We start from the raw sequence: 23,510 nt of genomic DNA on the forward strand, positions 1-23,510 counted from the left end.
AACCTAAGACAACTACGGAAAAGCTCAGCCCGCCATTTTTCGATTAGAAGCCAGTGAAGCTGTCTGATATCTTGTCTGTAAACATGAATCCAACTCGAACTTCCTCCTGCTTTTCCCGGTTCCATATACTGAGCCGACTGGGACTTGCAATGGTCGCACTAACCAGCGCCGCCCATGCAGCAAATCCGGTGCGGACCACCTCTCAACCACTAGTCATCGCCCCCACCGTGGAAGGCATGCTCCTGTGCGATGAAGCCGTTGCAGACACCAGGATCAAGTCCATGGACGAGGCCTACGCCTTCTGCCAGCAGCGCAAGCTGGACGGCTCCGCGGCCGTCAACCGCCTGCTGGACACGCTGGAACCGGGCGGCCCGAAGGGTAACGTGCAGATCGGCTACACCGCCACGCTGCAATTGCTGGGGCTGTACCAGCGCACGTCCAAGGGCTGGGAAATCGACGAAGCCAAGGTGGACAGCTTCCTGAACGTCATCCGCAAGGTACAGCGCCCGGTCGTGCTGTATTTCTCGGCAGACCATTTCGACTCCGTCGGCCCCATTGCTGCCGAGTTGGCCAAGGACCCCGTCAACCTGATGCAGCTGCGCGACGGCAAGCCTCTGGAACTGGGCTATTTCGGCTACCGCATCCTGCCCTACACGCTCTCCACAGACCCCTCGGTGCCCGTCAATCACTACCGCTTCAAAGCCCTCGAATACATGGCCAGGAAGATCCGGGAGCTGCCCCAGCCCGTACAGGACCGCATCATTGCCTACACCCTGCCCGGTGAACTGCACCACATGTTCCCGGACTTCGAGAACGGTATGGGCGCCTACAAGGACATCCGCGTCACCGACTACAGCCCAGGCTCGGTGGCAGGCTTTCGCCAATGGCTGCAGAGCAAATACAAAGGCATCGCGCAGTTCAAGGCGCAGACCGGGCTGGACTACGCGTCGTTCGACGTCATTCCTGCCCCATCCAAGGACATACGCAAGGAAAAACTCAGTGGCTTCGGCGAACACTACGATGCATTTGCCGACGGCACACTGCCCGTGGGTGGCTGGCTGTGGGACCCAAACCAGGCCATAGAACGCCTGGATCTCTATCTGGACGGCAAGCTCGCAGGGCCCATGGCACGTGGCCTCAATCGCCTGGATGTCTACCGCGCTGTGGACAACATCACCAGTCCCAACACCGGGTTCCGCTACAACCTCGACTTCAGCAACCTGACCGCCGGACAGCACATCGTGCAGGTCGTGGCCGAGTCCAAGGGACGCAAATACCAGTTGGCCAATGCCAACTTCGTTGTCGTTCCACGCAATCAGGGCAAGATGGTCAATCTGTACCCCAGACGGCTCGGGTGGATGCCCCCCACGTCCATGCTGGAGAAGCAGGGCGTGCGCTTCTGGCTAGACATGCCTGCCCAGTTGCAGGACGTCTACTACAACCCCCTGGCAAAGGATTGGAACCAGTACCGCGAATCCCAGGTGTATGCGCAGCTTGCGGTATTCCATGAACGTGCCATTGCAGCCGGCCTGCCCGCCGCCAAGCTCTTTTCCCACCAGATCATTCCCGATGTGAACCCCTCCTGGAATCCACAGCTGTTCGCCTCGACCCAGACGCTTGACGGCAAGGCACCCTGGCGGCAGGGCCTGAACATGTACGGCGGCGCCACCGACAGCGACTGGCTTCGCGGCTTCATGAAGCAGCACCAGATCGGCAGCGGCTATGGCGCACCTGAATTCAACCCCCAGCAATGGAAGCTGGAAGGAACGCACCTGGCCGCGCTGAAGGCCCACTATGACGCAGGCGCCACCTTCATCAGCCCCTACTACTTCTCGGTGATCAACCAGCGCTTCAAGGGCGCAGCCGAACACGGCGTCAACCGCATGGAACTGTCCCCCGACAACCCCAAGGACGGCTCCGACAAGTTCTACAAGGCCATCGTCGAATTCGCCAGGCAGTAGGATGGAGCCCTTGCGCGCACGGTCCGTGCGCGCAAACGCTGCCCTTCTACAAGCCGCCCCGGGCGGCTTTCTGCATTTTGACGACCGTGCCTACAACCCTCCAGCCGCTGTCCCTCTGGACACCTCCCGCATCGCCGCTCGGCATCCTCACCGACATCGACGACACCCTGACCACGGAAGGCGTGGTGCCGGCCCATGTCGTTGATGCCATTGCCCAGCTCAAGCAGTCCGGGCTGCGCGTGGTACCGATCACCGGCCGCCCCGTAGGCTGGAGCGAGCCGTTTGCCCAGGCCTGGCCCGTGGATGCCATCGTGGCCGAGAACGGCGCCGTGGCACTGCGGCGCAATGCGCAGGGCGGGCTGGACAAGCTCTACCAGCAGGACGAGGCCACACGCACTGCAAACTACGCGCGCATGCAGCAGGTGCTGGCCGAGATCGAGGCCACCGTGCCCGGCGCGCTGCGCGCCACCGACTCGGCGGGCCGCGAATGCGACATTGCCGTGGACCACAGCGAATTCACGCAGATGCCCCAGCAGGACATTGACCGGTGCGTGGCCATCATGAAGGCGGCAGGCATGAACGCCACCGTCAGCTCCATCCACATCAACGGCTGGTTTGGCGCGCACAACAAGCTCGAAGGCGCGCGATGGATCCTGCGCACCCTGTTCGACATCGACCTCGACGCCACGCTGGACCGCTGGATCTACATCGGCGACTCCACCAACGACCAGCTGATGTTCGAGCACATGCCCCACAGCCTGGGCGTGGCCAACATCGCGCGCTTCGTGCCCCAGCTCAAGCACCTGCCTCGCCATGTCACGCAGGCCGAGCGCGGCGACGGCTTTGCCGAAATGGCGCAGTATTTGCTGTCCCAGCGCCCCTGATCCACAGGGCCGAGGGCCGGTGCTGCCCTTGCAGACCTTCGCCCTCGACCACCCCTCCTGATCTGCGGGACCCGCGCCCCCTCCGCAGACACCATCACCCTCAGCACAGGCAACCGCCCGGCGCAGGCGGGCTGCGCACCCTCTTTCCCCCATTCGACAGAGCAAATCTAGGACTATTCCTAGATTCAGGCTCAAATAATCAGAATGCGCCCTATTTCATATAACGGCGGCGCACACCTAGAATCCATCACATACCCAAAGAACAGGTTTTTTCGCCTTTTTCTTTGACATATTCTCTCCTGAACCCCGTCCGCGCCATTGGGCACTGGTGTCTTTGAGCAATTCAATTTCAAACATGCCAGAGAAACAAACCTCGCCCATCCCTCGCCAACGCTCCCTCATCCGAACAATTTCTCCATGTCAGCGCCACCACCTATTCCAGCATGATCGCAACCCCTGCAAATCATTGACCATGCTGACAGTTACCAACCATTGGATTGATGAGGTGAACATGGAACACTGATGATTTATTAACCACTCAACCATTCACACAATCTCTTATTCCATCAGCGCATTCATCGCTGCTGGAATTTCATTTATCTCTTCAACTCGAGGGAATACCCATGAAAAAGATCGCATTGCTGACATCGGTCGCCAGCCTGGTCATGATGGCCATGAACACCGCTCAAGCAGCAGACGGCACCATCAACTTCACGGGCGAGGTGGTCACCACCACCTGCAAGGTGGACACCACGGTCGCCGGCGCAGCCAAGGACGGCGTGAAGCTGCCCAACGTGGCGAACAACCAGCTGGCCACCGTGGGCGCCACGGTCGGCCGCCAGGCGTTCTCGCTGGAACTCAGTGGCTGCGAGCTGGCCTCCAGCGCCACCGCCACGACGCCTGTCTCCAAAGTCGCCGTGTTCTTCGAGGCCGGCCCCAACGTGGATCTGGTCACCGGCATGCTCAAGCCTGCAGCTGCCAGCGGTACTGGTGCGCCCACCGTGGCCTCCGGTGTCCAGATCGCCATCGTGGATCCCAGCAACAACGAGCGTCTGAAGATCGGTTCCGCCCAATCACGCTTTGTGGACATCGACAACAAGGTCGGTGGCACGGGCCGGGCCGTCATGCGTTTCGCCTCCGAATACGTGGCCACCGGCCCCGTGACGGCCGGCCGCACCGACACCTCGGTGACCTACTCGCTGGTCTATCAGTAATCACTGACTTTCAGGCATATCGGCCGCCTTGCGGTGGTCGATATGCCGTGTCTTCTGCTTTCGTGACATGGGCCCGGCCCCATTCTTTCGCTCAAAACCCAGAGAGTTCTCCGATGCTGACGATCAAACGTTCATATGGGCTTGCTGCCATCCTGTTGTCCCTTCTTCTTGGAACGGCGGCACAGGCCAGCGTGACATTGACGGGCACGCGCATCATATTCCCCAGTGGCGAGAAGGAAGCCACCATCCAGCTCACCAACGAAGGCAGCAAACCTGCCCTGGTGCAGACCTGGCTGGACAAGGGCAACAACCAGGAATCGCCTGAGAACATCGACGTTCCCTTCGTCATCACGCCCACCATCATGCGCATCGAGGCGGGCAAGAGCCAGACGTTGCGCATCATCTATTCGGGCGAAGCACTGCCTGCCGACAAGGAATCCCTGTTCTGGCTCAACGTGCTGGACGTCCCGCCCAAGGCGGAAATGGAAGGCGACTCCAACAACCTCCAGTTCGCCTTTCGCACCCGTGTCAAGCTCATGTACCGACCCAGCAACCTGCCCGGCAATGCCCAGGAAGCTCCTGCCCAGCTTCAATGGTCGGTAGACGTTGACGCCAAAAACCAGCCTGTGTTGAAAGCACGCAATCCCAGCGCCTTTGTGGTCAATGTGGCTGGCGTTGAAGTGCAACTCGGCGGCAAATCCTTCGAGGCAGGCGTCGGGCCCGTTCTTCCCGGCCAGGTGGCCACCTTTCCAATCAAGGAACCTGCGGGTGTCAATATGGCTGGCGCGGCAGGTGCCACGGTGATGTTCAGCAGCATCAATGATTGGGGCGCCAGTCTCAACCACGAAGCCAGAATCGGAAATTCCGCCCAATAAACAGGGCAATGCGAGCACAGCCACGCGAATCCCCCGTCCTTTCCGGCCTGATTATCTAATGCCACTGCATTTTCAGCCCGGCCAGCACACCGATACCCAGCGTTAATACCCGGCGAAACGGCATCGGTCTCTTTACCGGGACTGGCACATCGGCCTTGGCCGTTCGCTTTGCATCGGGCGCACAGCATTAGGAGATAAGCAAATGATCAGGCCAGTCTTTCCAGATTCAGAAAAGGGAATCAAAAGCCGGCATACAAGGCAAGGAAAAGGAACAATGCCGGGGCCAGGCCAAGGCCCTGCCGGATATTTCCAACTGAAGCCCGGCCATGCGCTGCTGCTCTCCGTGCTGGTGTGCTGGCAGTCCGAGGCCCAGCAGGGGCAGCAGGTCAAGGAAGTCACGACCTCCACGTCCACCGGCCAGTGGCAGCCCACGCCGGCTGCCGTCGACTTCGACCCCAGCTTTCTGAACACCGGCAAGCAGACCATTGACGTCTCGCGCTACTCGCGCGCCAACGTGGTCACGCCCGGCAACTACAGCCCCGACATCTACATCAACGGCAACTGGGTTGGCCGCCGCGAAGTGCAGTTCAAGGCCCAGTCCGGCTCACAGGACGCGCTGCCCTGCCTGGACAAGGCCCTGCTGGAGAAGGTGGGCATCGACCTCTCACGCCTGCCGCCCGAGGCCGCCTTGAAGCTGGCGGCCGACGGTGGCTGCAACCGTCTGGACCAGATCGTTGCGGGCGCCTTGACCAGTTTCGACTTCGGCAAGCAGCGACTGGACCTGAGCGTGCCCCAGGCCTCGCTACGCCGTTCGGTGCGCGGCTATGTCAGTCCCGACCAATGGAGCGCCGGCGTGCCTGTCGGCCTGCTCGGCTACCAGTTCAACACCTACCACGGGCGCTCCAGCAACGCAGAAAACACCACGCAGAACTACCTGGGCCTGAACGGCGGCGTCAACATCGACCGCTGGCATTTCCGGCACAACGGCTCCTTCAGCTGGGCGGACACTGGACGGGGCAACTACCAGAACATCTCCACCTACGCACAGCGCGACATTGCCGACTGGTCTTCCCAGCTCATACTGGGCGACACCTACACGGGTGGCGACCTGATGGACTCCACCTCGTTTCGCGGCATACGCTTGAACAGTGATGACCGCATGCTGCCCGACTCCCAGCGCGGCTACGCGCCCGTGGTGCGCGGCGTGGCCAACACCAATGCCCGAGTCACCATCACGCAGAACGGCATCAAGCTCTACGAAACCACGGTGGCGCCCGGCGCCTTCGTCATCAACGACCTCTATCCCACGGGCTACGGTGGCGACCTGCAAGTCAGCATCACCGAGGCCAATGGCGCCGTGCGCAGCTTCTCCGTTCCCTACGCGGCCGTGCCGCTGTCGCTGCGTGAAGGGCAGAACCGATACAGCCTCACTGCGGGCGTGGTACGCCACCTGCCCAACACCTCGCCCATGTTCTCCCAGGCCACGTGGCAGCACGGCTTCACCAATATGCTGACAGGCTACGGCGGCCTGTCCCTGGCCAAGGGCCATATCTCGCCCATGATTGGCGCAGCGCTCACCACGCCCTGGGGCGCCTTCGGTGCAGACATCACGCACGCCTCCACCAGCATCCCCCACGACGGTTCCTTTTCCGGGCAGAGCCTGCGGGCCAGCTACGCAAAGTCCTTTGCGCAGACCGGCACCCACGTGGCCATTGCCGCCTATCGCTACTCCACCAACGGATTCTTCGGCCTCAACGACGCCATGCGCGCACGGGATCAGGCCAATCTGCTACGGCCCTCCACGGACCTGTACCGGCCTCGCAACCGCGCCTCTCTGGTCATGGGCCAGCAGTTTGGCCCCGGGGGAGGCAGTCTCAGCCTCACGGCGTCCACTGCCAAGTACTGGAACCGACAGGGCTCCAACGTCGACTACGCCATTGGCTACAGCAACTCGTTCCGCAACATCTCCTACAACCTCTCTGCGGCGCGCCAGCGCGATGCCTGGGGACAGTCCAACACGTTCCTGCACGTGGGCCTGTCGATTCCGCTCAGCATGGAGCGCGGCATGATGCTCTCCACCAATACCAACCGCGACTCGCGCGGCCGCGTGCAGGCCCAGGCCAACCTGTCCGGGCTGCTGGGCGACGACAACGCCATCTCCTACGGCCTCAGCGCCAACCACAACACCGGTGGCATGAATGGCAGCAGCACCAGTGCCAGCGCCAACGCCACCTACCGCGCATCGCAGACCGAACTCAGCGGCAGCGTCAGCGCCAGCAGCGGCTACCAGCAGTTCTCGGTAGGCGCGCGTGGCGCCATCGTGGCCCACCCGGGCGGCGTGACGCTGTCGCAATCGGTGTCTGACACCTTTGCCATCGTGGAGGCCAAGAACGCGGAAGGCGCGCGCATCAACAACGCGCCCGGAGTGAAGGTGGACAGCCGGGGCTATGCCGTCGTGCCCTACCTCACACCGTTCTCGATGAACGAGGTCTCCATTGATCCAAAGGGCCTTTCCACCGACGTTGAGCTCAAGGAAACCAGCCAGCACGTCGCGCCGCTGGCCGGTGCCGTGCCGCTGCTGGTCTTCAAGACGGCCTACGGCCGCTCGGCCGTGATCCGCGCGCGGCAGGCCGGCAACATGCCTGTGCCCTTTGGCGCCAGCGTGCTGGACATGGACGGCAAGGAGTTGGGCGTGATCGGCCAGGCCGGCAAGCTGCTGGCGCGCGGGCTATCAGACCAGGGTGAGCTGCAGGTGCAGTGGAAGACCGACACCGGCATGGTGGGCTGCAACCTCTCCTATACCCTGCCTGAAAGAAAGCGCAGCACCACCCACCAGCCGCCGCAAAGCCTGGAACTGCCCTGCGTGGCCAGCAACAAGCTGCTGCCTGCGGCCACCGACGTGGCATCTGCCAAGCCGGGCAAGACCGCGGCAACCTCAACCGCAACCACCAATGCCAAGACAGCCGTGGCCGGCGCCCCGGCCTCCAACGCGGCGTCGGCCGTGGCTCTGGCCGGCATGACCCAGGAACGCACGGCAGCAACGGCACCGGCCACGGTAGTCGCCAGCGCGCCGGCAGTCACTGCGGCTGCAGTGCTGCCCGCTCGTGCCACACAGCCGAGCGACAGCCAGCAGGCACTGAAGCTGGAGCGCAACCTGGACGGCCTGCGCATGAGCGTCAAGATCAGCGCCTTGCCCACCACGGTGCCAGTCACCAGCAACGCGGGCAGAACTCCCGTGGCGGCAGGGCACGACGCAGGCACCGGCAAGCACAAGCCGCCGCAGCAAACCTTGCGGGCTGACCGTCCGCTGGCCATCCTGCAGCCCAGCTTGAAGATCAGGGTCCTGGCATCGGCCGATCAGACATAAGCACCGGAAAGCAGCCCAAATGGGCCGCTGCCAATGCAGGGCCACGTTGATTGCCTGCACCAGCAGGCTTCCATTTCCGACTCCCGCGCCGACTGCAGATACGTTGGTACGGGTAGCCATCGGCATGCAGCTATTTGCCGTCACGGCCCAAACGCTGTTCATCAAGACCCGCAAGATTGACTGCGGGCCTTGTGCCGCAGGGCGGCACAGCCGAGACCTTGCTCTTCTCGCAAAGACCATCGTCCGCTTGTCTGCCGGCATCAGCTGCATCGCAGATCCCCCCAATCCATAGGCGACAGCCTTCCCACAAGGCTTTGCCCCGCCATTTCTGGACCCGCGCACGCACAGTTCGGATCACCAATTCGTAAGCAATTGAAGAAAAGATAGGACTATTCCTAGGGAATCCCGATAAATTCGCTCAAAAAATCAGGGAATTCCTAGAGAGAAAATCGCGAAATTCAGAATTATCCAATTTCATTTCAGCGAGCATGTGTTGACAATAAGCCGATCCGATAAATTGCCAAGAATCAGAATCTGATTCTTCGAAATCTCGTCATCAACGAGAACAATCCACCGTCAATTCATATTCCCAAAAAGCCTCTTCAGCCACACCCAATTGACGCATAAAAAAATATATTACCTGCAACTTTCAGCAGCAGCAACTCTATAGCCATCGATATCTGGAATCATTCAAAAATATCCAATATCAAATCAAAAATGGAGGTGCGTCAAAGAAAAAAGTTTCAAACAAGATCATTACTTCAATCCACCATATTCATCAAACTCAATTTCATCAGGCATAAATATGAAATTTTCTGCATTGAAATTTTCGGTTGCGGGCTTGTCCTTGCTTGCACTGAGTTCTGTCCATGCCCAATCCACTCAGAGTGGAATCGTCAGATTCACAGGAAATATTTCTCCTGTCACTTGCATCGTCAATCTGGGAAGTCGAGACCAGAAGATCGATTTCGGTATCGTACCTCCCAATGACCGCGGTTTCACGTCTGGCGGTGGTGCCGTGGGCAACGTTGCTCTTCCCGCCCATCAGAGAACGATCACCATCAGGCTGGATGGCTGCTCAACCCCAGGAGCGAACAATCAGCCCACCACTGCCACGGTCCGTTTTGATGGCCCCATCAGGAACGGCCGCATCAATACGAGCAATGCCACGGCCGACATCCAGTTACTGGAGAACAACTCGACAACGGCCATCTGGGATCTGAGCGGCCCGTCCGCGCCTGTCAACCTGCAATCAGGAACCAATACGCTCAACTACATCGCCAGGTACTACGTGGCTGCCGTGCCCCTTGCCTCAGGAGAGGCGAATGCTGAAGCGACTTTCACCATGAACTATCAATAGGCAGTCCACCGCCTCAGAGAAGCGCCGGCCACCTTCTGGTGGCTGGCGCATTCACCCCCAATGCCTGTGGCATTTCTCTCATATACAGAAATTCAGGATCTCCTATGCCGGTGAAAAATCGCCGATCCAGTCTGCTGTCACATTGTTTCGCCATGGCCGCATTGCATATTTGCGTCCTCCCGGCCAATGCCAGCATAGTCCTCTATGGAACACGGGTCATATTTTCAGGCGACGAGACGGAAGCCACCCTCAAGATTTCCAATGAAGGGAAATTGCCATCGCTGGTGCAGTCATGGCTGGACACGGGCGATGGAGATATGGCGCCCGAGGGCATAGATGTGCCCTTTGTGATCGCGCCGTCGCTCACCCGCCTGGAAGCCTCTGACCAGCAGATGCTGCGCATCATCTATTCCGGCCAGCCCCTACTCCAGGACAGAGAGTCATTGTTCTGGATCAACGTGCTGGACGTGCCGCCCAAGACCGAGAACGCGAAAGGCTCCCAGGGCAGCCTCGCACTGGCCTTTCGCACGCGCATCAAGCTGATATATCGCCCCAAGGGCCTTCCAGGCGAACCGAAGGATGCGCCTGAGCAGTTGCAGTGGTCCGCGAGCACGACCCGAGACGGGCAGGCCGTACTTCAGGCCCGTAATCCGACCGCATATGTCGCCAATCTGGGCCATATCGCCTTAGAGGCAGCCGGCCAGAGTTTCAAGATGAATGTAGGACATGTGCTGCCAGGAGAAACGGCAAAGTTTGCATTCCAGAAGCCCGCCGAAAACGAACAACTACCCAAGGAGCTTCCCGCGGACGCAGTCGTGGTCTACACCAGCCTCAACGACTGGGGTGGTGCCGAGGGCCACAGGGTCGAACTTGGGCGCCGACGGTAGCCGAATCCCTAACGCAGCACCGAAAGCCTCCATGCCGGTCACGCGTGACTGGCCGAGGTAGGCAGCACGGCACAGCAGGTGCAAAAAAAGGCATGTCCATCGAGAGGGATTGCTATGAAGAAAAAAGCCGACAGGGTACGGAAGCCAGGCTGTTTCGCGTTCAAGGCCAAACCACTACATGCCTTGCTGCTGGCAGTACTGGCCTGTTGGCAAATGGATATGCGCGCCTCGCAAACAGAGCACACCGCCGGCAGGATGCCGCCCGCACGCGCACAGCACATCGAATTCAACAGCAGCTTTCTGCGAGGAGGCGACGGGATCGATGTCTTGCGTTTTGCAGAGGGTAATTCTGTGGAACCGGGTCTCTACAACCCGGACCTTCTGGTCAACGGCAACTGGATGACCCGCACCGAGATGCGGTTCACTCAACGCAGTCGGGGTGCCAGTGCCCAGCCCTGCTTCAACATGTCCCTGCTGGAGCAAATGGACATTGACATGGCGAGCCTGCCGGCGAACGAGGATGTTGTGGATGGAGACCCGGCGTGCCTGCGCATTGAAAAGGTCGTCCCCGGCGCTTCCGCAAGCTTCAACGTAGGTTTGCAACGACTGGATGTGAGCATTCCCCAGATCCTGATGCGGCGCGTGGCAAGCGGCTACGTGAGTCCGGAGCAGTGGAACGCGGGCGTGACGACCGGCATGCTCGGCTATGACTTCAACACCTACCATGCGCGCGGCGGGCCAGCGGGCAGCAGCACCCAGGGCTACCTGGGCCTGAACAGCGGCTTCAACTATGCGCGCTGGCATTTCCGGCACAGTGGCTCGTTCAGTTGGAGCGATCAGGGACCGAGCCGGTATCAGAGCATCTCGGCCTATGCGCAGCGCGACATCGCCGACTGGTCATCGCAACTGATCCTGGGCGACACCTACACCGACGGGGAGATCATGGACTCGGTCTCCTTCCGCGGCCTGCGGCTGCGCACGGACGACCGCATGCTGCCCGAGTCGCAGCGCGGCTTCGCGCCCGTGGTGCGCGGCGTGGCCAATTCCAACGCTCGGGTGGTCATCCGCCAGAACGGCATCAAGCTGCAAGAGACCACGGTGGCACCGGGCGCCTTCGTGATCAATGACCTGTACCCCACCGGCTATGGCGGCGACCTGCAGGTGGATATCGAGGAGGCCGACGGCTCCGTGCGTTCCTTCTCGGTGCCCTATGCGGCCGTTCCTCGTTCGCTGCGCGAGGGCCAGCACCGCTACAGCCTCACAGCGGGCGCGGTGCGCGGCCTGCGTGAGAGCGCTCCGTTCTTCTCGCAGGCAGGCTGGCAGTACGGCTTCTCGAACATGCTCACGGCCTATGGCGGCGCCACGGTCGCCAAGGGCTATTTCTCGCCCACGGTGGGCGCCGTGTTCAATACACCATGGGGTGCCTTTGGCCTGGACCTCACACACGCCAACACCCGTATCCCCCATGACCGCAGCTACTCAGGACAAAGCCTGAGAGTCACCTACGCCAAGACCTTCCCGGAGTCCGGCACGGGCATCACCCTGGCGGCCTACCGCTATTCCACCAACGGGTTCTTCGGCATCAACGAGGCCATGCGGGCGCGCGACCTGACCCGGCCCGCTGCCAGCGGCGCACCGCCCCTGCTGTCGCGCCCGCGCACGCGCGCCGCAATGACACTGAGCCAGCGCCTGGGCGAGCAAGGCGGCAACCTGAGCATTTCCGCCTCCATGGACAACTACTGGAACCGCGCGGGCCGCCGCGTGGACTACACGCTCAACTACAGCAGCTCGTGGCTGGGCGTTCCCTACAACTTGTCGGCCTCGCGCCAGCGCGATGCCTGGGGCCGCCCCAGCACGCAGCTGTACGCAGGGGTGACAATTCCGCTGGGGGCGGGAAAGCCCAGAGTCATGAGCCGTTTCACACATGACTCGCGCGGCGGCAACCAGTTGCAGGCCAGCACCTACGGGCAGGCCGGCAGCGATCTCTCCTATGGCCTGAATGCCGAATACGGCAGCAGCGGCAACCAGGGATCGCGCCTCAATGCAGGCGCCAATGCCCTCTACCGCCGCCCGTACACGCTGTTCAGTGGCAGCGTGAGCGCGGGCCGGGCCGGCCAGCAACTGTCACTGGGCGCGCGCGGCGCCTTGGTCGCCCACCCCGGAGGGGTCACGCTGTCGCAGCCCCTGGGCGAGACCTTCGCCATCGTGCAGGCCCCGCATGCCGAGGGCGCGCGCCTCACCAATGCGCCCGGTGTACGCATCGATGCACGGGGCTATGCCGTGGTGCCCTACATGACACCCTATGCCATGAACGAGGTGTCGCTGGACCCCAAGGGCATGTCCATGGATGTGGAACTGCAGGAAACCAACCGGCGCGTCGCACCGGTGGCCGGTGCCGCCGCCATGGTGGTGTTCAGGACGGCCTACAGTCGCTCGGCCGTGCTGCGCCTGACACAGGCGGACACGTCGCCCGTGCCTTTCGGCGCCGTCGTCTCGGACGAGAGCGGCAAGGACCTGGGCATGGTCGGCCAGGCCGGCAAGCTCATGCTGCGCGGCCTGTCGGACCAGGGGCAGCTGCACGCCCAGTGGAAGGCCGGCGATGGCACGGCCCATTGCAGCATGGCCTATTCGCTGCCGGCGCGGGAGCGCTCCCCCGGCTCCCGTGTGCCAGCCAGCATGGACCTGCACTGCGTGCCGTCCCATCTTGCCGCAGCGCCGTCCCATCAGGCCGCGCTGACACACAGAGCCGAGACCTCGCGCCCCATCGCCATCCGCCAGTCCAGCCTGCCCTTCCAGGCCGAGAAGCATCTTGGCGATTTGCGGCTGAGCCTGCGCATCAGTGTCTTGCGCACCACGGCCGATGCGAAGCAGTACACGGGCCAGGCGCAGCCGCCCTTGGCGCCGGACGGCCAGGCAGACAACAGCCCCGGCCTGCGGATCGATCGCAGCCTGGTGGGTGAATTGCAGGACTCGCCGACGCACGCCCAGGCCTCGGTCGGCGTCTGAACCGACGCGGTACATGGCTGTGCCCACCCCCTTTCCGGCACGCGGTCCGCCGGTCACCTGCCCTGCGATATTGAAATCCAAGAACCGCCTTTTCATTCAGCAACGGAGCATTTTCATGACCATTACCCGTGCCATTGCATTGTCCGCAGGACTCTTCATCTTTTCCATAGGCCAGGCACATGCGCAAGCTTTTTGCTCTAACGATGGAGTCGGCAATTCCATCAACGATGGCAAAAATCACTATGTCCTCCTGCCCAGTAGAACGCTGGAGGTCCCACTGCCGTTTGATATTGAATCTCGTGCAATCGGCAGTGTAGTGGGCCGCGTCGCCTTTCTCCCTTATATCATCAACAAGAAATATACTGGAATGAAAGGGGGTGCAATGTTCTGTGCAAAATACCAAACCTCTGGCTGGTATGGCGTGGGCACCTTTCACCAGAAGCACCGGGCTTATGAGAGCTCCATTCCCGGCATAGGACTGCGCATAGATTTCAGAAAAATGCCTATTCCGACCGACCCAAGCAATGCAATACAGAGCTACTTTCCCATCCAGGAACTGTCCGATGCTCCCATCTATATCTATCTGGTGAAGATTGGCCCGATCAAACAGGCAGGACCCCTCAAAGGGGTTTTCCTTCAATACAAGGTCGACGACGTGGTCATCGCCCAATACCAGTTTGACCGAGAGGCCACCGCTCCGACCGGTCCGTTCTGCACCGCGAGCCTCAGCGCAGAGAACCCGGCCACGGCCGCTGTCGCCCATTCTTCCGGTCGCCCCGCTGCTGAGCGCAGGCTGCCGGAGATGATCGCCAAAGCTCCATCCTGCCTTGCGGATGAACTGCCAGGCATCAAGCCGGTCATGGGAAGTTCCAGTGTCGCCCAGCTTTCGCTCAACCGCCACTGATCCCAAGCCTGCCTTTGCGAGGGCCCTGGAGCAGGCGCTGCACTCCTCAGAGATGCCATGCGCCTGCACATGCCAGGGCTAACGGCACACGGCACAAGACGCCACGTTGTTCTTTCGAAGTGGCGCCTTGATTCCAGATGGAGAACCAGAATGAATATATACAAGCTTTTCGCATTTTCCATGGGAATCATTTTTTCCACCATTTCCGCATCCCATGCAGCAATCTGCATGCCGGCTGACTCCAACCCGACCACTGATGGAAAGAACCATTACATTGCATCTTACCCCGTGAATCAGGTCCTGAGTTTACCCATCAACATAAACTCCGAACCAAACGGCAAAGTGTTTGCAACAATTCCGATTAAACCAGTAGTCGACAACAAGACTCATTCATCAATAATTGCGCAAGTGGTTTGCTCCGGCGCCAGCAGACCTTCATTTTCAGGAATCGGAGCACCTGATGTCAGAATCTACCCCAGCAATGTCTCCGGAATAGGATTGCGCATATCGATGAAGGGGATTGGAACAATTCCCAACGAACTGCCCATACTAACAAATTCGTATCCCATTCCCGAGGGAGAAAATTTCATCATTACAATAGAATTCATAAAAACAGGACCCATCAGTACTATTTTTGGAGATATCCAACTGGCAGGTCCATACATGGAAATGAAAATTGCCGGAGCACTCGCCGCGCAATACGTTTTCTCCGGTGTCACCCTGGTCCCCATCAATCCCACCTGCACGCTGGTGTCGGACAGCATCAGCGTGCCGCTGGGCACGCATCCCGACACACGCTTCACGGGTTTGGGTGCGACCACGGACAAGGTGCCCTTCTCCATCCAGCTGAGCTGCTCCGGCGGCGACCCGAACACCCAGATCAAGCCTTTCGTGACGCTGTCGGGCACGACGGACACGCAAGTCCCCTCGGTGCTGGCGCTGACCGGCTCGCAGGTCAGCGGCGTTGGCGTGGAGGTGCTGAGAAATGGCGCGGTCCAGGGCTTTGGCGCAGCCAACGGCTGGCAGGCGGGCACGATTTCGCAGGGCACGGCAAATTTCCAGATCGACCTGGAGGCGCGCTACCGGCAGATCAGGAATACCGTGAGCGGCGGTGGCAGTGCAAATGCCTTGGCGACCTTCACCATCGACTACCAGTAGGCCGGTCGCAGCACGGCCGTAACACGGCGGTATCGGCTTGGGTCATGAGATAAAAGGGTTAACCCCAGCCCAAAAACGTCGCAACCTCTGCGACATTTCAACCAAGCAAGGTTGCACCATGTCTTCTTCATGGTGCACCTCCATTCGCATTCCCCACCTCTTCCATTCCTCACTGGCACACCATGTCCACCACCGTAGGCATCAAGGTTGATGACGCTCTGCGCGAGCGTATCCGCATCGCCGCCCAGCAGATAGGGCGCACACCGCACTGGCTGATCAAGCAGGCGGTTGTCCAGTACGTCGATGCCCTGGAGCGCGGCGCGACCACCATCCGGCTGTCCAGCGCGGGCGACAGCCAGGGCGATGTGGCGCTGGAAGAAGCGCAACCCAGCAGCCCGCAAGAGGTGCAACCCTTTCTGGAATTCGCCCAGTCCATCCTGCCGCAGACGCCGTTGCGCGCTGCCATCACGGCCGCCTGGCACCGGCCCGAGCCCGAGTGCCTGCCCGTGCTGCTGCCGCTGGCACGCGCCCAGGATGCCCAGCAGGCCGACAGGGTGCGCGAGCTGGCGACCCGGCTGGTGCAGGGCCTGCGCGATGCGCCGGCCGGCAGCGGCGTGGCGGCGCTGGTGCAGGAGTTCTCGCTGTCCAGCCAGGAAGGCGTGGCGCTGATGTGCCTGGCCGAGGCGCTGCTGCGCATTCCCGACCGCGCCACGCGCGATGCGCTGATCCGCGACAAGATCAGCAAGGGCGACTGGCGCGCCCATGTGGGCCGCTCGCCCTCGCTGTTCGTGAACGCGGCGGCCTGGGGCCTGGTGCTGACGGGCAAGCTCACATCCACCAGCAGCGAGAAGAACCTGTCTTCGGCGCTGACGCGCGTGATCGGCAAGGGCGGCGAGCCCCTGATCCGCCAGGGCGTGCACCGCGCCATGAAGCTGATGGGCGAGCAGTTCGTGACGGGCCAGGACATCGCCGAGGCGCTGGCCAACAGCCGCGCCTATGAAAAGCAGGGCTTTCGCTACAGCTACGACATGCTGGGCGAGGCGGCCGCCACCGAGGCGGATGCGCAGCGCTACCTGCAGGCCTACGAGCAGGCCATCCACGCGATCGGCGCGGCGTCCAACGGGCGCGGCATCTTCGAGGGGCCGGGCATCTCCATCAAGCTGTCGGCCCTGCACCCGCGCTACAGCCGCGCGCAGTACGAGCGTGTGATGGCCGAGCTGCTGCCGCGCGTGCTGCGGCTGGCCGAGATGGCCAAGCAGTACGACATCGGCATGAACATCGACGCCGAAGAGGCCGACCGGCTGGAGCTGTCGCTGGACCTGCTGGAGGCCTTGTGTGCCGCGCCCTCGCTCAAGGGCTGGAACGGCATAGGCTTCGTGGTGCAGGCCTATCAAAAGCGCTGCCCGCAGGTGCTGGACTACCTGGTGGACCTGGCCCGCCGCAGCCGCCGCCGCCTGATGGTGCGCCTGGTCAAGGGCGCCTATTGGGACAGCGAGATCAAGCGCGCCCAGGAAGGCGGCCAGGCCGGTTACCCCGTCTATACGCGCAAGGTCTATACGGACGTGAGCTACCTGGCCTGCGCGCGCAAGCTGCTGGATGCGCCCGACGCCGTCTACCCTCAGTTCGCCACGCACAACGCGCAGACGCTGGCCAGCATCTACCACATGGCCCAGGCGGTGGGCGGCAGCTACTACAGCGGCCAGTACGAGTTCCAGTGCCTGCACGGCATGGGCGAGCCGCTGTACGCACAGGTGACGGGCCCGGCCTCCGAAGGCAAGCTGGCCCGCCCCTGCCGCATCTATGCGCCCGTGGGCAGCCATGAGACGCTGCTGGCCTATCTGGTGCGCCGCCTGCTGGAAAACGGTGCCAACACCTCGTTCGTGAACCGCATCGGTGACGCCTCCGTGCCGGTCTCCGAGCTGGTGGCCGACCCGGTGGACGAGGTGATGAAGATCGCCCGCGTCGAAGGCCGGCTGGGTGCGCCGCACCCGCGCATTGCACTGCCGGCCGACCTGTTTGCACGGCAGGGCGAGAAAGACGCGCAGGCCCGCGCCAATTCCCAGGGCCTGAATCTGGCGCACGAGCAGCAGCTGGCCTCATTGGCCGCCGCACTGCTGCACAGCACGCGCCAGACCTATCTGGCCGCGCCCGCAGAGGCCGACCTGCCTGCCGACCCGGCGCGTACCGAGGGCTGGCAGGCCATGCGCAATCCGGCCGAGCTGTCCGACATCGTGGGCTGGGTGCGCGAGGCCACCGCTGCCGAGGCCGAGGCCTGCGCCACCCGCGCCGCCCAGGCCGCGCCGATCTGGGCCGGCACGCCTGCCGCCGCCCGCGCCGATGCGCTGGCCCGCGCCGCCGACCTGCTGGAGCAGCGCAGCCAGCCGCTGATGGGCCTGATCATGCGAGAGGCCGGCAAGACCCTGCCCAACGCGGTGGCCGAGATCCGCGAGGCGGTGGACTTCCTGCGCTACTACGGCGCCCAGGTGGCTGCGCATTTCGACAACGCCACGCAGCGCCCGCTGGGCGTGGTGCTGGCCATCAGCCCCTGGAATTTTCCGCTGGCCATCTTCTGCGGACAGGTGGCCGCAGCCCTGGCTGCCGGCAATACCGTGCTGGCCAAGCCCGCCGAGCAGACCCCGCTGACGGCCGCCGCCATGGTGGCCCTGCTGCACGAGGCCGGCGTGCCGCGCGATGCGCTGCAGCTGGTGCCCGGTGCGGGCGAGACCGTGGGCGCCGCCCTGGTGGCGCATCCGCTGGTGGCCGGCGTGATGTTCACGGGCTCCACCGAGGTGTCACGCCTGATTGCGCGCCAGCTGTCGCGCCGCCTGTCGCCCGCAGGCCGCCCCATTGCGCTGGTTGCCGAGACCGGCGGCCAGAACGCCATGGTGGTGGACTCCTCGGCCCTGGCCGAGCAGGTGGTGGCCGATGTGCTGGCCTCGGCCTTCGATTCGGCCGGCCAGCGCTGCTCTGCCCTGCGTCTGCTGTGCCTGCAGGAAGAGGTGGCCGACCGCACGCTGACCATGCTGCGCGATGCGCTGCAGGAGTGGACGCTGGGCAACCCCGACCGCCTGAGCACCGATGTGGGCCCCGTGATCGACGACGCGGCACGCCGCCAGATCGAGGAGCACATAGAGCAGATGGCCGCAGCGGGCCAGAAGGTCACCCGCGTGGAGCGCAAGGACGGCGTGCTCAACGGCCACTATGTGGCACCCGCCCTCATCGAGATCGACAGCACGGAGCGCCTGCAGCGCGAGGTCTTCGGCCCCGTGCTGCACGTGATCCACTTCAGGCGTGAGCAGCTGGACGCGCTGGTCGATGGCATCAACGCCACTGGCTACGGCCTGACCTTCGGCGTGCACAGCCGCATCGACGAGACCATTGCCCACCTCACCCAGCGCGTGCATGCGGGCAACATCTATGTGAACCGCAATGTGATCGGCGCCATGGTGGGCGTGCAGCCCTTTGGCGGCATGGGCCTGTCGGGCACGGGCCCCAAGGCCGGCGGCCCGCTGTATCTGCACCGCTTGGTGCAGGGGCCTGCCAGCGCGGCGCTGTCGGTCTTCGCACGGGCGGAGTCGCCCGTCCAGGCGCCGCTGCAGCTGCTGGGCCTGCTGCGCGAGACGCTGTCCAAGGCGCCGCCGGATGCCATGTCCGCCGACGAGCAGGTGCAGGCCCTGGCCGCTTGCGACGCGGCAGCCTCCGCATCGCGCCTGGACGCGGCCATGCCGCTGCCCGGCCCCACGGGCGAATCCAACCGCTACCGCCTGCTGCCGCGCGGCCCCGTCTGGGCACTGCCGCGTACGCCGCTGGGCCTGGTGGCCCAGGTGGCAGCAGCCCTGGCCAGCGGCAACGCCTGCCATGCGGTGCTGCCCGACAACGGAACAGGCGCCGACAGCGGCTGCGCCGCCACCTGGCAGGCGCTGCGCGCCGTTGCGGGCGATGCCGGTGTGCCATGGCTGCACAGCGCCAGCGCCGACTCCCTGGGCGATTCGGCAGCGCCCATGGCGGCCTTGCTGTTCGAGGGCGATGGCGACGCCCTGCTGCAGGTCTGCGCCCAGGTCGCCGCGCGCGACGGTGCCCTGGTGCGCGTGGAAAGCCGCAACAGCGACGAGCTGCATGCGGGCCGCGGCTATGACCTGGCCGCGCTGTTCCACGAGCAATCCATCAGCACCAATACCGCTGCCGCAGGCGGAAACGCTCAACTGATGACCATGGCTTGAACCGCCGGGGCCGGCACAACCGGCCCCTGGCAAGCGCCCCGCACCACCCGAAAAAACACGACCAACGCAGGACACTTCAATGCAATTCAACTGGAACGACCCGACGGCGATCATGTTCGCCATCTACCTGGTCGCCATGCTCGGCATCGGCGCCATCGGCTACTTCAGCACCAAGAATCTTTCCGACTACATCCTGGGCGGCCGCAGCCTGGGCAGCTTCGTGACGGCGCTGTCGGCCGGTGCCTCGGACATGAGCGGCTGGCTGCTGATGGGCCTGCCCGGAGCCATCTACCTGTCCGGCCTGTCGGAAGCCTGGATCGCCATCGGCCTGATCCTGGGCGCCTACCTGAACTGGCGCCTGGTGGCGGCGCGGCTGCGCCTGTACACCGAGCGTGCCGGCAATGCGCTGACGCTGCCCGACTACCTGGCCAACCGTTTCGAGGACCACTCCAGCGTGCTGCGCATCGTGACGGCCGTGGTGATCCTGGTGTTCTTCACGCTGTACTGCGCCTCGGGCGTGGTGGCGGGCGCGCGCCTGTTCGAGAACATGTTCGGCATGCCCTACAGCACGGCCCTGTGGGTGGGCGCGCTGTGCACCATCGCCTATGTGTTCATCGGCGGCTTCCTGGCCGTGAGCTGGACGGACACCATCCAGGCATCGTTGATGATCACGGCCCTGATCCTGGCGCCCGTGATCGCCTGGCTGGCCGTGCAGGGCCATCTGCAGCCGGGCCAGGACCTGCACGCCATCGTGGCGGCAGAGAAGTTCGACCTGTTCCGTGGCGCCAGCTTCGTGGGCGTGGTCTCGCTGCTGGCCTGGGGCCTGGGCTACTTCGGCCAGCCGCACATCCTGGTGCGCTTCATGGCGGCATCGTCGGTGCAGACCATTCCCTCGGCCCGCCGCATCAGCATGACCTGGATGATCCTGTGCCTGGCCGGCGCCGTGGCCGTGGGCTTCATCGGCATCCCCTACTTCGCGGCCAACCCCGCTGGCGCGGCCGCCGTGAACGCCAATGCCGAGACGGTGTTCATGGAGATCACCAAGCAGCTGTTCAACCCCTGGATCTCGGGCGCACTGCTGGCGGCCATCCTGGCGGCCGTGATGAGCACGCTGTCGTGCCAGTTGCTGGTGTGCTCCAGCGCGCTGACCGAAGACATCTACCGCACCTTCCTGCGCAAGAACGCCAGCCAGATCGAACTGGTCTGGATCGGCCGTGCCATGGTGCTGCTGGTGGCCTTGATCGCCATCGCCATCGCCAGCAACCCCGACTCCAAGGTGCTGGGCATGGTCAGCTACGCCTGGGCCGGCTTCGGCGCCGCCTTCGGCCCGGTGATCATCCTGTCGCTGTTCTGGAGCCGCATGACGCGCGGCGGCGCGCTGGCCGGCATCATCACCGGCGCCGTGACGGTGCTGGTGTGGAAGCAGTTCGGCTGGCTGGGCCTGTACGAGATCATCCCCGGCTTCATCCTGGCCTGGCTGGCCACGGTGGTCGTCAGCCGCATGGGCCCTGCGCCTTCGCAAAGCATCCTGAAGGCGCATGCGGCGGTGGAGAACGAGTTCGAGCGGATCGGGGCACGCTGAGCCGTGCGCACGAAGACGGCACCCCTGCCATGACGCAAAACGCCCGATGCCTGCGCCTCGGGCGTTTTTGCTTTGATGCACGCACTCGAAAGGCCATACAGCCGCTTTACGCCTTCGGCATGCCTGTATAAAATTTTATACAAGGATCTTCCATGGAGCAGGACAAAGACATCCGCTGGGTCGGATCCTCATACGACGATCTGCGGGACTTTCCCGCAGGCCCCAGGCGAGATGCGGGCTTTCAGTTGAGCAAGGTTCAGGCAGGCCAGGAACCGGAGGACTGGAAACCCTTCGACGACGTGGGCGCCGGGACACGGGAGATCCGCGTGAGGGACGCCAGCGGAGCGTTCCGGGTGATGTATGTGGCCAAGTTCGAGGAAGCGGTCTATGTATTGCACTGCTTCCAGAAGAAATCACAGGTTACAAGCCGGCACGACAAGGACATCGCATCGGCGCGCTACCGTGCCGTGGTCCACATGAGAAAGGCCAACAAATGAAGATCGATACAGAAATCCGCCATGTGACCAAGGCGAAGGCAAACCTCTTTCTGGAGCTGGGCTTTCCTGAAGACGAGGCATTGAAGCTGCAAGCTGCATCGCGCCAGCAGATCAACGACACCCATCTTCTCAAGGAGCAGCTGATGGCGGAGCTGGCGCAATGGATTGCACAGCATCACCTGAAGCAGTCAGACGCGGCAGAGATCCTGATGGTGTCCCGCCCGCGCATCTCGGATGTGGTGAATAGAAAGACTGCAAAGTTCACCATTGACGCCCTGGTTGAAATGTTGAGCCGCGTGGGAAAGCCGGTGCGTCTGTCCATTGGTTGATATGCCGGTCGCTGCCCACGACATCGCCAAATCAGATGTACCTCAACGCACATGACGAGCGCTTTGTACGTGGTCGCCACAAGGGGAGTGGTCACTACAATCCATGGGCTCTTTTTTTCATCGCCGGGCCGCCCCAGGATGAAAAAAGGCTCCCTGCGGGGTAGCCACTGACCTTGCCTGCAAGGGGAGCGTGGGGGCCATTTTTCAACACACAACAAGTGAGACTGCCGCTATGCAAATGATCCGCCGCACCCTTCTTTCGACCTGCGTGGCCGCCATGGCGGCTGCCTCGGCTGGCGCCGTACTGGCCCAGACCAAAGAGGTCAAGGTGGGCTACGCCCTGGCCGTGAATTCGCACTACGGCGCGGCCGCCCAGGCCTGGGCCGATGCGGTGGAAAAGGGCACGAACGGCGCCTACAAGTTCAAGCAGTTCCCCGCGTCCGCCCTGGGCGGCGAGCGCGAGCTGATCGAGGGCCTGCAGCTGGGCACGGTGGAGGCGGCCATCGTCTCCACGGGCGCCATCAGCAACTTCGTGCCCGATGTGGGCGTGGTGGACATTCCCTTCCTGTTCCGCGACACGCAGCATGCGCGCGCCGTGCTGGACGGCGCCTTCGGCCAGGAGCTGCTGGCCAAGTTCAGCAAGCGCGGCCTGGTCGCGCTGGCCTGGGGCGAGCAGGGCTTTCGCCACCTGTCCAACAACAAGCACGCCGTCAACGGCGTGGCCGATCTCAAGGGCCTGAAGATCCGCGTGACCGAGAACCCCGTGCACATCACGGCCTTCCGCACGCTGGGCGCATCGCCCACGCCCATGTCCTGGCCCGAAGTGATCGGTGCGCTGCAGCAGGGCACGATCGACGGCCAGGAGAACCCGATCTCGGTGCTGGCCTCGGCCAAGCTGTGGCAGGTGCAAAAGCACCTGACGCTGACGGCCCACGTGTACGCGCCCATGGCCCTGCTGGTGTCGCCCTCGTTCTGGGGCACGCTGAACGACAGCCAGAAGGCGGCCTTCACGCAGGGCGCCAAGTCAGGTGCCATCGCTTCGCGCGTGTTCGTGGACACGGTGGAGAAGAAGGGCGTGGAAGAGGCCAAGAGCCACGGCATGCAGGTGGTGGAGAAGGTGGACCAGGCCGCCTTCCGCACCGCGCTGGAGCCCGCCTACAAGGAATACGCGAAGAAGTTCGGCCAGAAGACGCTGGACACCATCGCCAACGCCAAGTAACCCCCTGACGCATTGCGGGCTGCGGCCCGCAATGCAGGGCGACCCGC

15 protein-coding genes are annotated in these 23,510 nt (G+C 63.1%); all 15 read left to right on the forward strand.

Features of this window, described 5'->3' with window-relative positions; all coding sequences use genetic code 11:
- The first annotated feature begins 149 nt into the window (after window positions 1–149).
- The 15 genes from ACF8ME_RS04620 to ACF8ME_RS04690 all read left to right on the forward strand — a co-directional run bounded on the left by ACF8ME_RS04620 (window position 150) and on the right by ACF8ME_RS04690 (window position 23,463).
- The gene (locus ACF8ME_RS04620; protein ID WP_392415439.1) at window positions 150–1,961 is read left to right on the forward strand and encodes a hypothetical protein; all 1,812 of its coding nucleotides are present in this window, start codon (window positions 150–152) and stop codon (window positions 1,959–1,961) included.
- An 86-nt stretch (window positions 1,962–2,047) separates the two neighbouring features.
- A complete protein-coding gene (locus ACF8ME_RS04625; RefSeq protein ID WP_026062949.1) occupies window positions 2,048–2,845 on the forward strand; it encodes an HAD-IIB family hydrolase in 798 nt (265 codons plus the stop codon).
- A gap of 623 nt (window positions 2,846–3,468) precedes the next feature.
- Entirely contained in the window at window positions 3,469–4,059 is a 591-nt protein-coding gene (locus tag ACF8ME_RS04630; protein ID WP_016452762.1) for a fimbrial protein, read from the forward strand.
- 113 nt (window positions 4,060–4,172) lie between these two features.
- Window positions 4,173–4,934 (forward strand): molecular chaperone, encoded by a 762-nt coding sequence (locus ACF8ME_RS04635; protein WP_016452763.1) that lies wholly within the window; start codon window positions 4,173–4,175, stop codon window positions 4,932–4,934.
- Between the two features lie 274 nt (window positions 4,935–5,208).
- Window positions 5,209–8,301 carry a fimbria/pilus outer membrane usher protein gene (locus ACF8ME_RS04640; RefSeq protein ID WP_392415441.1) on the forward strand — a complete coding sequence of 1,031 codons (3,093 nt, stop codon included), beginning with the start codon at window positions 5,209–5,211 and terminating at the stop codon, window positions 8,299–8,301.
- Between the two features lie 805 nt (window positions 8,302–9,106).
- Window positions 9,107–9,661: a fimbrial protein gene (locus tag ACF8ME_RS04645; RefSeq protein WP_012207733.1), complete on the forward strand. Its 555-nt coding sequence runs from the start codon at window positions 9,107–9,109 to the stop codon at window positions 9,659–9,661.
- Window positions 9,662–9,765: 104 nt separating this feature from the next.
- Window positions 9,766–10,548, forward strand: coding sequence for a molecular chaperone (locus tag ACF8ME_RS04650; RefSeq protein WP_392415443.1), 783 nt, complete (start codon window positions 9,766–9,768; stop codon window positions 10,546–10,548).
- A 255-nt stretch (window positions 10,549–10,803) separates the two neighbouring features.
- Window positions 10,804–13,554, forward strand: a complete 2,751-nt coding sequence (locus tag ACF8ME_RS04655; RefSeq protein ID WP_392415496.1) for a fimbria/pilus outer membrane usher protein — start codon at window positions 10,804–10,806, stop codon at window positions 13,552–13,554.
- A gap of 115 nt (window positions 13,555–13,669) precedes the next feature.
- Window positions 13,670–14,458, forward strand: a complete 789-nt coding sequence (locus ACF8ME_RS04660; RefSeq protein ID WP_392415444.1) for a hypothetical protein — start codon at window positions 13,670–13,672, stop codon at window positions 14,456–14,458.
- A 150-nt stretch (window positions 14,459–14,608) separates the two neighbouring features.
- Window positions 14,609–15,616, forward strand: a complete 1,008-nt coding sequence (locus tag ACF8ME_RS04665) for a fimbrial protein (protein ID WP_392415445.1) — start codon at window positions 14,609–14,611, stop codon at window positions 15,614–15,616.
- A gap of 182 nt (window positions 15,617–15,798) precedes the next feature.
- Window positions 15,799–19,836, forward strand: a complete 4,038-nt coding sequence (gene putA / locus ACF8ME_RS04670; protein ID WP_392415446.1) for a trifunctional transcriptional regulator/proline dehydrogenase/L-glutamate gamma-semialdehyde dehydrogenase — start codon at window positions 15,799–15,801, stop codon at window positions 19,834–19,836.
- Window positions 19,837–19,915: 79 nt separating this feature from the next.
- The gene (gene putP / locus ACF8ME_RS04675; RefSeq protein ID WP_047218444.1) at window positions 19,916–21,418 is read left to right on the forward strand and encodes a sodium/proline symporter PutP; all 1,503 of its coding nucleotides are present in this window, start codon (window positions 19,916–19,918) and stop codon (window positions 21,416–21,418) included.
- A gap of 152 nt (window positions 21,419–21,570) precedes the next feature.
- Window positions 21,571–21,915, forward strand: coding sequence for a type II toxin-antitoxin system RelE/ParE family toxin (locus ACF8ME_RS04680; RefSeq protein ID WP_013800422.1), 345 nt, complete (start codon window positions 21,571–21,573; stop codon window positions 21,913–21,915).
- Window positions 21,912–22,244, forward strand: coding sequence for a helix-turn-helix domain-containing protein (locus ACF8ME_RS04685; RefSeq protein ID WP_013800421.1), 333 nt, complete (start codon window positions 21,912–21,914; stop codon window positions 22,242–22,244). Before ACF8ME_RS04680 ends, ACF8ME_RS04685 begins: the two co-directional genes overlap by 4 nt.
- A 232-nt stretch (window positions 22,245–22,476) precedes the next feature.
- Window positions 22,477–23,463, forward strand: a complete 987-nt coding sequence (locus ACF8ME_RS04690; RefSeq protein WP_016450058.1) for a TRAP transporter substrate-binding protein — start codon at window positions 22,477–22,479, stop codon at window positions 23,461–23,463.
- Window positions 23,464–23,510 lie beyond the last annotated feature (47 nt).

Origin of the sequence: Delftia sp. WSY_7, from assembly GCF_043104845.1 — a bacterium.
GTDB lineage: Bacteria > Pseudomonadota > Gammaproteobacteria > Burkholderiales > Burkholderiaceae_C > Comamonas > Comamonas tsuruhatensis.